Here is a 13,117-nt window from a genome sequence, read left to right as displayed (position 1 = left end):
CAGGTCCTCCTGTCAAAAAAGCTAAGCAAAGCGCAACTTATGGTCAACAAACGCTTTGCTTATGGTAGGATGTTGCATCATCCTGACCCGCCGCAATGTCACGACACAGCCACAAATAGGCGATTGCCGAGACCGGCAGCCCGACCAGCATCGAGACGTCTGCCCCGCCCAAAGCGCGCGCTACCGGGCCCGTGAACACGTGCGTGCTAAAAAACGGCACCATCGCCAGGAACCCGGCCAGATAGGCCAGCAAGCCCCGCGCATTCCAGCGGCCATAGATGCCATCGGGATCGAATATCGCCGCGATCGAATAGTGCCCTTTGCGCACCACGTAGAAATCGACCAGGTTGATCGCCGTCCACGGCGTGAAGATGTAGAGCAGGACGGACAGCAACAATTCGTAATCGTGCATGAAGTCTTTCGACGCCGAAAAGGACAGCGCCGAAGCCAGTACCGTGACGATCACCAGCGACACGACGCGTTCGCGGATCGTGCTGCGCAAGGTCATGAACGAATCCGCGATCGACAGCAGCGTGAGCGACGCACCGTAGAAATTGAGCGAGGTGGCGGTGATCAACCCGGCAAAGGCAACGACCAGCAGGACCATGCCGAAGCCGGGCACGATCTGGTCGCCCACCAGGCGCGCTGCGGCGATCACCCCTTCCTGCGGCAGGGCGGCTGCGGCAATGGACCCCACCGCCATCATCCACACGCCGCCGAGCATCGCCCCGCCAAACGTCCACCAGAATGCCGCGCGCACGCCCACTTCCGGGGGAAGATAGCGCGAATAATCCGATACATAGATCGACCAGCTGAGCTGATAGGCGGCCGCTGCAAAGAATTGCAGCAGGAACGGGATCATGACGAAGCGGTGCGGATCGAATTGCCCGGCGGGCAGCGGCACGAGCAGCGCGGCGCCGGCCGTGAACACCGCCAGGATGGCGATCAGGGCGAAAGCCAGCGTGCGTTGCGCGCGGTGGATCAGGTCATAGCCGATCAGCGCCACGCCCATCGCCAGAACGGTGAAAACCGCCATGGTCGGGCGCGGTGGCAAGCCGGCCAGCTCGTGCACGGTCTGTGCCGCCAGCACCTGATTGAAGGCATTGTAGCCCACGTAAGTGATCAGCGCGACGACCCAGACCAGCAACGCCCCGCGATAGCCGAATTGCGGGCGCGACTGGATCATCTGCGGCAGGCCCAGTTGCGGCCCCTGCGCCGCGTGGAACGCCATGAAGAACGTGCCGAGCGCACAGCCCCCAACGATCGCGGCCAGCGACCAGAACAGGTTGAGCCCCATGGCAATCCCCAGCGCGCCGGTGGCCAGCGTGGCCAGGTGCGCGTCGCCGGCAAACCACACCGGCCACAGATGCCAGACTTTGCCGTGCCGCTCGCTCAAGGGCACGAAATCAATCGAGTGCGCTTCGATTTTGGAGCGCGAAACCGGTTGGCTGGACATGGCCCATTTCCCCCCATCTGGCGGGTCGTGCCTGTGCACGCCCGTGTGTACACGCGATGCTGGGGGGCTGGACGGGGGCCTGCAAGGGGGAAATGTGACCCCGTCAATCGACCGCCGCCGCCGTGGCAAAACGGGTGCCGCGCCGCGCCGCCGTGGCTGTCAGGCCAAACGCGCGGCGCAGTTCGCGCGTCAGCGCCGAAGCGGAATCGAACCCCGTGGCCAGCGCCACATCGAGCACGCGCATGTCGGTGGTTTCCAGTAAGCCGCGCGCCCGCTCCAGCCGCAGCCGGCGGTAGTGGCGCTGCGGCGTCAAACCCAGGTGTGCCACGAACAGCCGCTCCAACTGGCGCACGCCTACCCCGGCGCGGCGGGCGAGCTGCGCCGAAGGCAGCGGACCGTCGAGATGCGCCTCCATCGTCGCCACGGCGCGCAGCACGTGGGGATCGCGGATGGCCAGGCGCTGGCCGGCCGCCATGCGCTGGCCCTCGCCGGCCGGGCGGATGCGCTCGTGGATGAACTGTTCGGCCACGGCATTGGCAAAGGCCACGCCGTGGGCCCGCGCGATGCGCTCGAGCATCATGTCGAGCGCGGCGGTGCCCCCGGCGCAGGTGAACAGCCGCTCGCTCAGCGTGTAGAGCGCGTCGGCCACGGCGATCTGCGGCCAGGTCTCGCGGAAATGGCTTTCCGCTTCCCAGTGGATCGCCACCGGGCCGGGCCCGGCCACGCCCGCCTGGGCCAAGAGCACGATGCCCGTGTCGATCGCGCCAAACCGACCGCCGCCCCGGCCATAGCGGCGCAGCGCCGCAAGCCCGGCCCGCCCAAGGCCGCGTTCGGGGTGGAACCCGGCGCACACGATCAGCGTGCCGGGCGGAACGAGCGCCTCAAGCGGCGCATCGACCACCACGCGCATCCCGCTCGAGGCCGCCACCGGCTGCCCGTCGGCGGAATGCAAGCGCCAGGCAAACAGCGGCTGCGCGGCCAGGCGATTGGCCACGCGCAGCGGCTCCACCGTGGAAAAGAAAGCCAGCGCAGAGAAGCCCTCCACCAGCAGAAAATCGATTCGTTCAGGCGCCATGGTCATCGCCAACCAGGAAAACACGTGGCGTCGGAAATTGCACGATCAGTGTCGTTTTTCGCATGAAATATTTCGCCGGGCTGCATCACACTGCGTGCATCATCACTGCCGCATCTCCATTGGGGGTTTCGATGCAAAGCGAAGTGTTCATCACCTGCGCCGTCACCGGTTCCGGCGACACCGCCAGCCGCCATCCCGGCTTGCCGATCACGCCCGAACAGATCGCCAATGCCTCGATCGAGGCGGCCCGGGCCGGCGCGGCAATCGCCCACATCCACGTGCGCGATCCGCAGACTGGCCGGGCCAGCCGCGACGTGGCGCTCTACCGCGAAGTGGTCGAACGCATTCGCGCTTCGGACACCGACGTGATCATCAACCTCACCGCCGGCATGGGCGGCGACGTGGTGTTCGGTTCGGGCGAGCATCCCCTGCCGCTCAACCCGCAAGGCACCGACATGGTCGGCCCGATGGAGCGGCTTGCCCACGTGGTCGAACTGCTGCCGGAAATCTGCACGCTCGATTGCGGGACGATGAATTTCTCGCTGGGCGACTATGTCATGACCAACACGCCCAGCCACTTGCGCGCGATGGCCGCCAAGGTCCAGGAACTGGGCGTGCGGCCCGAACTCGAAGTGTTCGATTTCGGGCACCTGGTCTTCGTGAAGGACCTGATCAAGGAAGGCCTGCTCGATGATCCGGTGATGATCCAGCTGTGCCTGGGCATTCCCTATGGCGCACCCGACGATCCGGGCACGACCATGGCCATGGTCAACCAGTTGCCTGCCGGCGCCACGTTCTCCGCCTTTTCGATCGGGGCGCGGCAATTGCCGTTCGTGGCCATGGCGGTGCTGGCCGGCGGCAACGTGCGCGTGGGCCTGGAAGACAACCTCTATCTCTCGCGCGGGGTCAAGGCATCGAACGCCGATCTCGTCTCCCGCGCCCGCACCATCATCGAGGCGATGAACGTGCGGGTGATGGGTCCGGCGCAGGTGCGCGAGAAGCTCAAGCTGAAGAAGGTGCGCTAATGGCAGTGCAGGATATTGCCCGCGCCGGGCTGGTCGGCGGCGGGGTAATCGGTGCAGGCTGGGCGGCGCGCATGCTGCTCAACGGCATCGACGTGGCGATCTTCGATCCCGATCCCGAGATCGAGCGCAAGGTGACGACCGTGCTGGCCGCCGCGCGCCGCGCCTGGGACAAGCTGGTGCCCGGCGCCCTGCCGCCGCAAGGCCACCTGCGCCTGGCGGCAAGCGTGGAAGACGCGGTGGCCGATGCCGATTTCGTGCAGGAAAGCCTGCCCGAACGCGAAGACCTGAAGATCGAGATTCTGGCGCGCATCGATGCGGCCACCCGGCCCGATGTGATCATCGGTTCGTCCACCTCGGGCCTTTTGCCCACTCGCCTGCAATCGGGCATGGCCCATCCTGAACGGCTGGTCGTGGGTCATCCCTTCAACCCGGTATACCTCCTGCCGTTGGTTGAAATCTGCGGCGGCGCCCAGACCTCAGCCCAAACCCGGGAACGCGCCGCCGCCTTCTATACCGCGATCGGCATGCACCCGTTGCATGTGCGCAAGGAAATCGACGGTTTCATCGCCGACCGACTGCTGGAAGCCTTGTGGCGCGAGGCGCTGTGGCTGGTCAACGACGGCGTGGCCACGACCGAAGAGATCGACGACGCGGTGCGCTTTGGCGCGGGGCTGCGCTGGTCGTTCATGGGTACGTTCCTGATCTATCGCATGGCCGGGGGCGAAGCGGGCATGCGCCACTTCCTCGCCCAGTTCGGCCCCGCGCTGAAACTGCCGTGGACCAAGCTGGAAGCGCCCGAGCTGACGCAGGACCTGATCGACACGGTTGCCGCCCAGTCCGACGACCAGGCCGCTGGCGTGTCCATCCGCGACCTGGAACGCCAACGCGACGATTGCCTGATCGCGGTGCTTTCGGGCCTGCGCGGACAGGATTACGGCGCCGGGCAGACGCTGGCCGCCTATGCCCGTCGCCTGATGGAACATGCGCCGGCCCCGCTGGGCAGTGCGCCGGACGAGCATCGCCCGCTGGCGCTGCACAGCACCGACGTGCCGCCCGACTGGATCGACTACAACGGCCACATGACCGAGCACCGCTATCTCCAGGTGTTCGGCGACACGACCGACGCGCTGCTGCGCCATATCGGCATGGACGCGGCCTATCTGGCCAGCGAAGGCAGCTGGTTCACCGTGGAAACCCACATCCGCCACTTGGGCGAAACCCATGCCGGAGACCGGTTGATCGCCAGCACCCAGGTGCTCGGCGCCGATGCCAAGCGCGCGCATGTGTTCCACAGCCTGTTTCGCAGCCGGGACGGGCAACTGGTGGCCACGGCCGAACAGATGCTTCTGCATGTGGCCAAGGCAACGGGCCGCGCCGGCCCGGCCACGGGGGTGCCGGCCGGGCGCATGGCCGCGCTGGCCAGCGCGCAGGCCGAACTGCCGGTGCCCGACGGCGCCGGGCGCCGCATCACCCTGGGTTAAGAGGAGACAAACGCCATGCGCCGCCTGATGATAGCCTTTCTTCTGGCGGCCACGGTCGCCCAGCCGGCAACCGCGAAGGCGCCAGCATCGCCGGCCGTCCCCGCGCTGCCCGATCGCTTCGATGATTTCGGCCCGGCGGTGCAGGCGCTAACTCTGCCTTCGGGCCGCGTGGTCCATTTCAGCGACACCGGCGATCTGGGCGGGCGCAGCGTGCTGTTCATCGGCGGCACCGGCACCAGCGCGCGCGCCAGCGGGATGACCGATTTCCTCAAGAGCCTGCGCGTGGCGCTGAAACTGCGGTTCATCACCGTGGAGCGCAACGGCTTTGGCGACACCGCCTATCAGCCGGGGTGGACTTATGCCGACTATGCCGGCGAAGTGCGCGCCGTGCTCGATCACCTGGGTGTGCGCCGCTTTGCCGGCGTCGCGATTTCGGGCGGTGGGCCCTACATGGCCGCGGTGGCCGGCGCGCTGCCCGATCGGGTGATCAGCCTGCACATGCTGGCCACGGCCGCCACCAACCCACATGGCAAGCAATGCGGCGTGCCGCTGGCCGCCCTCGCGCAATCGCTGACGAACCAGGTGCAGAACCCGCAGGCCTGGTGGGGCTTTCCCGCCACTAGCCCCACCCATCGCATCCCCGGCTTTGCCGATCGCGCGTTCGAGGAAGGGGCGCGCACCTTCTTCATTCGCGGGCAGATGGGCGATCCCTTGCCCGAAGCGGCGGAAATGCAGCGCTATTGCGGGCCGGCGCCCGATGTATCGGCGGTCAAGGCGCCGGTGCACATCTTCCAGGGCGGAGCCGATCCGCTGGTCACGCTGGACCAGGCGGAATATTGGCACAGCCATTTCCCCAACGTTGTGGCCTTCCGCGTCTATCCCGGCGAAGCACACGACGTGCAATATCGCCACTGGGACCAGGTCCTGATCGAACTGGCGGGCATTTCCGGCAAGACCGTGGTCTGCCAGGGCGGCCACAGCACGGCCCTGCCCGATGGCGCGGCCAAGGCGGCGCTGGCCAAGGGCGCAAGCCTGGGCCTTTGCGCTTGGACCGCGAAGCCTTAGGAGGCGTGGCAAATTCTAATGTTCGGGTTCGCCCCAATAGCCGACCTTCGCGTTTTAACGTAACAGTACGAGATGGATCGACACCCGGATATCGTTGGAGCCGTGTTCTTCGGTTGCTGCGCTCTGTTGTCGGCAGCGCTGACACTGCGGCCTTCGTTGTGGGTGACCATTTCAATCAACCGCAATGCAACAAGGCAATATCTGAAGCGGTCGGCAGGCATACTCCGCATTCTAACGGTTATCGCGAGCGCCACCGCTTTGCTCATGGCCGGGATATCGCTCTGCGGCTGACGACCGCTTCCCACCAGTTGCGGTCATGTGGTGAGCGTTGTGATGGGCGGCTTCCGACACCGGCACACAAAACGTGCCGTTCCGGACACGACGCATTGCGGATATCTGCCGTTTGCATCATGATCACCCAGTGGCTGCGAAAGAACGCGCCATACAAGGTGCTTTGCTAAGATGACACATGAACGTGCACGGTTCCTCTTAACCTTTGCAGGCGCTGTATTGCCGCTTGTTGGGTTAGGTCTAACAGGAATACTCTTAACTTTTGCACCAGCCTACGCCGTGATCGGTGCAACTCTCATCATAGCAAGCGCAATGCTGGTTATGGTGGGGCAGGCAGGATTTTTGTTAGTCACCTGCTTTTGGAGTTGCAGCCAATGCAGCAGGCAGTACTTTTCGTTGTTTATGCCATTCTGGCCTTTTGATCGGAAATGCCAGAACTGCCATTTGCCTGACTAAGGCTCATTAAAGGTCAGCTTCCCACCACTTCCGGTCTTTCTCAAACCGCTGATTTGTCCACGCCGCTTAGCGCCAGGAACTGTCGTCGCGCGGCAGGCGGCCGTGGTCGTCCACCACGCGCACCTGGTGCGGCGGATCGGCGGCCCAGCGCCAGAACACCAGGTTGCGGTCCTGCGGCCCGGCGCGATGGGCAAAGCTGGGCACGATGGCCCCTGCTGCCCCTTGCGCGATGAGGCGCGTGGCCAGGTGCCAGGTTGGCGGCACTTGCCCGCGATCGGCCAGGTCTTCCCAGGCACAGGCCAGGTCCACCGGCGCCACGCCCAAGGCATCCAGGCTGGCCGCATCGGTCAGATCGATCAGATCGGCGCAGTCCACGTCATAGGAACACAGCGTCAGCGGCTGCGCCTTGAAGGCAAAGCCCTGCTGCGCTTCTGCCCAGGCCGTCTCGGGCCGCAGTGCAGTATAGAGCGCGGGCGTGCCCACGGGATTGAACCGCCCGCCATGGTGCGCCGCGCCTTCGCCCGAAACCGGATCAAACGCCCAGCGCGGATGGTGCGCGCGATAGACCGCGCCCACCAGCTTGCTCCTGGGCAGGGTCAAGCAAATCCGCCCTCGGCAATACGGCTGAGATAGCGCTTCACCGCCTCGCCCCGCCCGGCATGGACCAGGTCCTCGGCGGTCTGGTCCCCGAACGAGGGCAAGGGCTGCGAGCGATACCAGGCAAAAGCCGCCAGTTCCGATCCCGCCCACGGGATCACGCGGTTGACGATTTCCACCATGTCACGCAGCCGCTTCTGCGTGGCGGGCGAAGCCACGCGGCTGGCCTTGGACACACTGTCGCGCGAGAGGCCCAGCGCCTGCGCCAGTTCGGTCTTGGTGATGCGCAACCGGCCCGAGACGACATCGGGCGAAACCGCCCCGCCTTGCCCCACCACATCAACCAGAAACGCCGTTGCCACGCCTGCCTCACCAAATGCCGCTATAATGGGGCAATATACGCGGCTTTCGGGTTTTTACAAGGCGGGGTTGCGAACGTCCTGCACTACCCCCCATACCGCTCCAGAAATGCCCGCGTCACGCCGTTGGTCCAGCCAAACCCATCCTGTAGCGGATATTCCCCGCCGCCGCCGGGCGCGTGGGTCTCCACGTCATATTTTTCCAGCATCTTGCCCGTATCGTCATAGGCGGCCTGCACCGTTGCCAGCCACGAACGCGCGATCGTCGCGGCCAGATCGGTCTCGCCATAGCGGGCCAGGCCTTCGTGGGCGATCCATTGCAGCGGCGCCCAGCCGTTGGGATCGTCCCACTGCTGCCCGGTGCGCAAGGGCGTGGTGCGCAGGCCCCCCGGCGCCAGCAGCTGCGCCCGCACCAGCCTGGCCACCGCTTGCGCCTGGTCGGGCCGCGCCAGCCCCACGAACAGGGGATAGAGCGTCGCCGCCGAAACGCGCGGCGTGGGCCTGGCGCTTTCACGATCCCAATCGGCAAAGCGGCCCTCGCGTTGCACCCACAACCAGCGCTGGATCGCGCGGCCGCGCGCGGCGGCCTGGGCCGCGAAATCCGTGGCACAGGCCTTGTCTCCGGCCTGCGCACAGCGTCGGGCAATGGCGGTCTCTTGCGCCCAGAGCAGGCTGTTGAGATCGACCGGCACGATCTGCGTTGTGCGGATCGTTTTGAGGCGGGCGGGATCGGCCAGCCAGCGAGAGGAATAGTCCCACCCGCTTTCCGCCCCGGCGCGCAGGTCTGTATAGACATCGGCCACCGGCCGGCCCGAGGCGCGCGCCGTGGCCACGTCCTCGCGCCAGGATTCATCGCGCGGGCCGGGCGCATCGTCCCAATAGCGGTTGAGCAGGCTGCCATCGGGCATGCGCACCACGCGCGCCGCAGCGCCGCTTTTGCGCGCGGCCGGCGCGCCCTTCATCCAGAAGGCATGTTCGGCCCGCAGCGCGGCCAGATGCCGCGCCGCCGTGGCGGCATCCTGGCGCGGATCGAGATCGGCCAGCAGCGCCAGGAACGGCGGCTGCGAGCGGCCGAGGTAATAGGTGCGCGTGCCATTGGGCACGAAGCCATAGCGGGACACCAGGCTATCGAAATCGTCGAGCATCCCCGCGATCAGCTGGTCCTGCCCATCGGCTTTCAGGCCCAGCATGGTGAAATAGCTGTCCCAGTAATAGATTTCGCGAAAGCGGCCGCCCGGCACGACATAGGGCCGCGGCATGGCGAGCGCGGACGAACCGGGCGGCGGGGTGAATGCAGGGCGCGTCAGTTGCGGCCAGAGTGCGGCGATGTGGGCGCGCAACGACGGCTTGGCGCCCGGCTCGGCCGGCACGACAAAATGCTTGTCGACGAAGGCGCGCAGGGCATCGGCGCCCTGCGGCTGCTCCGCCCGCCAGGCGGCAAGGATCGCCTCTGGCGCCTCGCGCGGGGTGGCGTCGGCAAAGGTCTTGCTGTCGGGGAACACCTTGGCCGCCTGCACCGCTTCAAACAGCGGGCCGAACAGCACTTGCGGCGGCGCTGGCGGCGGGGCGGGCGGCGGGGCTGTCTGCGCCATGGTGGCCAGTGCCACCAGGCCGAGCACCAGCGCGCGCGTTTTCATCGTGCGCCCTGCAATTGCGCCGCGCTCTTGGCGATCGCCGCGCGCACGGCATCGAGGTGCCGCAGGTTGTCCGCCGCGCTCATGCTGTCCAGCATCGGGTTGTGGCCTTGCGCGCGCAGGCCTTGGCCGGTCATCACCGCAAACCAGCTCGCATCGCGGAACAGGTCTTCCTGGCGCAGCATCAGCCGCCCGCTGCCCACGAAATGGTCCACCTTGTAGGCCAGCGTTGCGGGCAGGTCGGCCGCCTGGCAGGCCTGCCACATCGGCTCGTTGCGGCCCTTGGTGAAATGATAGTGCAGCACCAGGAAATCGCGCACGTCTTCCATCTCCTGCGCGAACACGCGGTTGTATTGCTCTGCCAGCAATGCGGCACAGTCCTGTCTGGGAAACAGCGAAAGCAGCTTTCCGATCCCGGTCTGGATCAAATGGATGCTGGTCGATTCCAGCGGTTCGAGGAAACCACTGGACAGGCCGATCGCCACCACGTTGCCGATCCACGCCTGGCGGCGCCGGCCGGGGGTGAAGCGGATCAGGCGCGGATCGGCCGTGGGCGTGCCGATCGCCGCCAGGAGGTCGCTTCGCGCCGCCTCTGCATCCTGGAACTTGCTGGAAAAGACATAGCCATTGCCCACGCGATGCTGCAGCGGGATGCGCCAGCGCCAGCCGGCCTGCGCCGCCGTGGCCGTGGTATAAAGCGGCGGCGCGGCATCGGCCGCTGTCGGCGCGGCCCAGGCGCTGTCGCAGGGCAGCCAGTGCGACCAATCCTCGAACCCGGCGTGCATCTGCCCTTCGATCAAAAGGCCGCCCAGGCCCGAGCAATCGATGAACAAGTCCGCCGCCACGCGCTCGCCCCGCTCGGTCGTCAACGCCTGGATGAACCCGGTCTGCCCGTCCTGCTCGATCCGGGTCACCCGCCCTTCGTGGCGCCGCACCCCGCGTTCCTCGGCCATGCGGCGCAGGAACGCGGCATAGAGCCCGGCGTCGAAGTGATAGGCATGGCCCAGCGTCGAGAGCAGCGAGCGCGGATCGCCGTTGCTCCGTGCAAAGACCCCGGCGCGTGCCATTTGCGTGGTAAGCGAGAACTGCTCGATATCCAGGGCATGCCCGCCGTTCCACGCGCGGATCAGCCGGTGCGGCAGCATCTGCGCGTCACCGGGCAGGCCATAGGTGCCGAACGGGTGGAAATAGGCGCTGCCCTCCCCCTGCCAGCCGCGAAATTCGATGCCCAGTTTCCAGGTCGCGCCGGTCTCGGCCATGAACGCGGCTTCGTCCAGGCCGATCAGCTGGTTGAACCAGTGGATCGTGGGGATCGTCGCCTCGCCCACGCCGATCGTGCCGATCGCGTCGGATTCGATCAGCGCAATCGCCACGCCTTGTGCGGAAAGCGCCTTGGACAAGGCGGCCGCCGTCATCCATCCGGCGGTGCCTCCGCCCAGGATGGCCACGCTGCGGATGGGCGCCGCGCTCATCGCTGGCCGCAGCCGTTGACGCCCGGCGCCGGGCGCTTGAGCGCGAGATAGACCGTGCTCCACAATTGCGCCGCGTTGGATTCATCGGCATCGCCGCCACGCGCGCCGAACGCTTCCACCTTGTAGCGCCCGCCGGCATAGCTCCACGACCACAGCTCGGAGCTTTGCACCGCGCGGCTGGCGTCGATCCCGCGCCACAGCGCCGCCTGCGCTGTGCGCACCCGCGCACAGACCGGTGCGGGCAGATCGGCCCGCGCCGCCTGCCGCGCCAGGCCCGCCGCCGCCAGGGCCTGATGCCACGACCACACCACCGTGCCGTGATAGGCATTGCGGCCAAAGCGTGCCTGCAAGGCCGGCGGGGCCAGCGCAGGATCGGCCACCACCATGCCCGCCCCGGTCATCAACCCGGCGGGAAAGGGCCGCGCCATGGTATCGGCGGCCAGCATGACCTGATCGGCATCGGGGCTGCCCATCAGCAGGGCAAAGCCTTCGTCGGAATGGAGTATCGGCACCGGCTGCCCCGCGCCATCAAGCGCGATGGCGTGATAACGCAGCGGCTGGTTGCTCAGCGCGGCCAGCGCGGGCGTGGCCGGCACGCCTTCGGCCTTGGCATAGGCGTCCACTTGCGCCCGCGCCTTGACCGCAGGCACGCTTTGCAGGAACAGGCGCGGCGCCGCTTCGTGCCAGACCTTGGCCATCTGCGGCAGGCGCGCGAGCATCGCCCGGTCCTGCGGCGTGGCATAGGCATCGAGCAACCCGGCCCGCGCCATCGCGGCGGCGGCATCGAGCGCGGCGGGCACCAGCACGGCGTTGACATCGTAAGGATAGCGTCCGCCGCCCAGGCCATCGTTGCTGTCGCGCCATTCGCCCGCATCCATGCCGGGCTTGAGCGCGATGAGGTGCTGCCAACGCGGATCGCGGGCAAAGGCATCTGCCGCCTGCGCCACATGGCGCAGGTTGGCCATCAGCGCGGCGCCCAGCGCCTTGTCCCCGTCGCGCTCGGCCAGGAAGGTGCCCGCGCGGGCTGCCCCACGCGGATCGTCCACCAGCCAGGCCCGCGCCACCGGGGCCAGCAGAAAGGCGCTGTCGATCATCGCATAGTTGTAGGTCGGCGCGTCCACCGCGCCTTCACCCGCTTTCAGATGGTCGAGCACGGCAAATTCGCCGATGTCTTCCTCGTGCGCGACATTGCCATCTGCCGACAGGCGGGTGAGCACCGAGCGCAAGCCCGTTTCCACCGCCGGCGGCGTCAACACCGGCATCAGCAGGCGCACCGACATGAGCGTGTCCCGTCCGAAATAGGTGTTGAACCGCCAGGAACCGGCAAGGAACTTCTCATGATAGCTCAGGAATTGCAACGCGCGCCGCGCCGCCGGATCGGCCGCCGCCTGGGGCGTGAGCAGGGTTTGCGACGTGTAGGGCGTCAGCGCGGGATCGCCGCTCAAGGCGGTGATCGCCACCCCGATGCGCCCATCGGCGCCGGCCACGATCGCACCATCGACCAGGCGCCCGTGGGTGACGGTCAGGGCCAGGCGATAGCCTGCCTTGCCGTCCAGCCGGTCGCGCTGCCATACCACGCTTTGCCCGGCGATCGTCGGCGCCACCAGCACTTGCCCGGGCGCCGTGCCGAGCGCCTGGTAGTCGCGCAGCACGCGCACGCTGGACAGCACGGCCTGCTTGAGATCCAGCCGCGGCGCAGCGATCCGGGCGGAAAGGCGCACGCCGCGCAACGGGCGGCCCTGGGCATCGGCTTCATGGATCGGCACCGGCGCCGTGGTGATCGCCCATTGCGCCGGCTTGGCAATCCTGCCGAACCACAGGCCCACCCCGCTGTTGCCCGCGGGAAACGCCACGATCACGCGCGGATCAGTCCCCGAGCGCAGCAGCACATGCGCTGCCACATCGCCCTCTTGCACGAAGGTGTTGAGATTGAGCCCCTCCTGCAACACCGGTGCCGGTGCGGCCCCGGCCAGAAACAGCAAGGCCAACGGGGCCAGCACGCGAGAGGGGATCATGGGGACTCCTGTAAGGAAAAGACGTTGGCCTCTAAATCTCCATCCGCCGCCCCGGGCTTGACCCGGGGTCCCGCTTTTTCCTGCAGCGTTACGCCAAGCTCCAAGAAGCGGGACCCCGGATCAAGTCCGGGGTGACGAAAAGATCAACAACACGAAAGAGAAGGGGGTGCGCCGGGGGCCATGGGAGGGCA

Annotated in this window: 10 protein-coding genes; 3 read left to right on the top strand and 7 right to left on the bottom strand. The window is 67.1% G+C overall.

Annotation, left to right across the window (positions count from 1 at the left end):
• Positions 1-43: 43 nt before the first annotated feature.
• Together R9J51_RS21035 and R9J51_RS21030 are read right to left on the bottom strand one after the other, a co-directional pair.
• Entirely contained in the window at positions 44-1,456 is a 1,413-nt protein-coding gene (locus R9J51_RS21035; RefSeq protein WP_168557413.1) for a purine-cytosine permease family protein, read from the bottom strand.
• A gap of 103 nt (positions 1,457-1,559) precedes the next feature.
• A complete protein-coding gene (locus R9J51_RS21030) occupies positions 1,560-2,531 on the bottom strand; it encodes a GlxA family transcriptional regulator (RefSeq protein ID WP_179562599.1) in 972 nt (323 codons plus the stop codon).
• Positions 2,532-2,662: 131 nt separating this feature from the next.
• On the opposite strand from R9J51_RS21030, the gene R9J51_RS21025 reads away from it, so the two are divergent.
• From R9J51_RS21025 to R9J51_RS21015, 3 genes are read left to right on the top strand one after another with little or no spacing between them, the layout of a single operon-like run.
• Entirely contained in the window at positions 2,663-3,556 is an 894-nt protein-coding gene (locus R9J51_RS21025) for a 3-keto-5-aminohexanoate cleavage protein (RefSeq protein WP_218847450.1), read from the top strand.
• 5 nt (positions 3,557-3,561) lie between these two features.
• Complete coding sequence (locus tag R9J51_RS21020; RefSeq protein ID WP_179563065.1) at positions 3,562-5,037, top strand: carnitine 3-dehydrogenase; 1,476 nt, start codon at positions 3,562-3,564, stop codon at positions 5,035-5,037.
• A 27-nt stretch (positions 5,038-5,064) separates the two neighbouring features.
• Positions 5,065-6,102: an alpha/beta fold hydrolase gene (locus R9J51_RS21015; RefSeq protein ID WP_218847452.1), complete on the top strand. Its 1,038-nt coding sequence runs from the start codon at positions 5,065-5,067 to the stop codon at positions 6,100-6,102.
• A gap of 813 nt (positions 6,103-6,915) precedes the next feature.
• Here the strand turns inward: R9J51_RS21015 and R9J51_RS21010 are convergent.
• From R9J51_RS21010 to R9J51_RS20990, 5 genes are all read right to left on the bottom strand, one after another.
• Entirely contained in the window at positions 6,916-7,449 is a 534-nt protein-coding gene (locus tag R9J51_RS21010) for an RES domain-containing protein (RefSeq protein ID WP_179562603.1), read from the bottom strand.
• On the bottom strand, positions 7,446-7,808 hold the full coding sequence (locus R9J51_RS21005; RefSeq protein ID WP_168557419.1) for an antitoxin Xre/MbcA/ParS toxin-binding domain-containing protein: 363 nt from the start codon (positions 7,806-7,808) through the stop codon (positions 7,446-7,448). Before R9J51_RS21005 ends, R9J51_RS21010 begins: the two co-directional genes overlap by 4 nt.
• An 83-nt stretch (positions 7,809-7,891) precedes the next feature.
• The gene (treF, locus tag R9J51_RS21000) at positions 7,892-9,442 is read right to left on the bottom strand and encodes an alpha,alpha-trehalase TreF (RefSeq protein WP_179562605.1); all 1,551 of its coding nucleotides are present in this window, start codon (positions 9,440-9,442) and stop codon (positions 7,892-7,894) included.
• Entirely contained in the window at positions 9,439-10,911 is a 1,473-nt protein-coding gene (locus tag R9J51_RS20995) for a tryptophan halogenase family protein (protein WP_179562607.1), read from the bottom strand. The genes treF and R9J51_RS20995 overlap by 4 nt, the downstream gene beginning before the upstream one ends.
• Entirely contained in the window at positions 10,908-12,926 is a 2,019-nt protein-coding gene (locus R9J51_RS20990) for a hypothetical protein (protein WP_179562609.1), read from the bottom strand. Before R9J51_RS20990 ends, R9J51_RS20995 begins: the two co-directional genes overlap by 4 nt.
• Positions 12,927-13,117: the final 191 nt, after the last annotated feature.

It is taken from the genome of Novosphingobium rhizosphaerae, assembly GCF_050920675.1.
Lineage (GTDB): Bacteria > Pseudomonadota > Alphaproteobacteria > Sphingomonadales > Sphingomonadaceae > Novosphingobium > Novosphingobium rhizosphaerae.
Note: the sequence above shows the minus strand (reverse complement) of the source record. Positions and strands in the feature narration are given on the sequence as shown.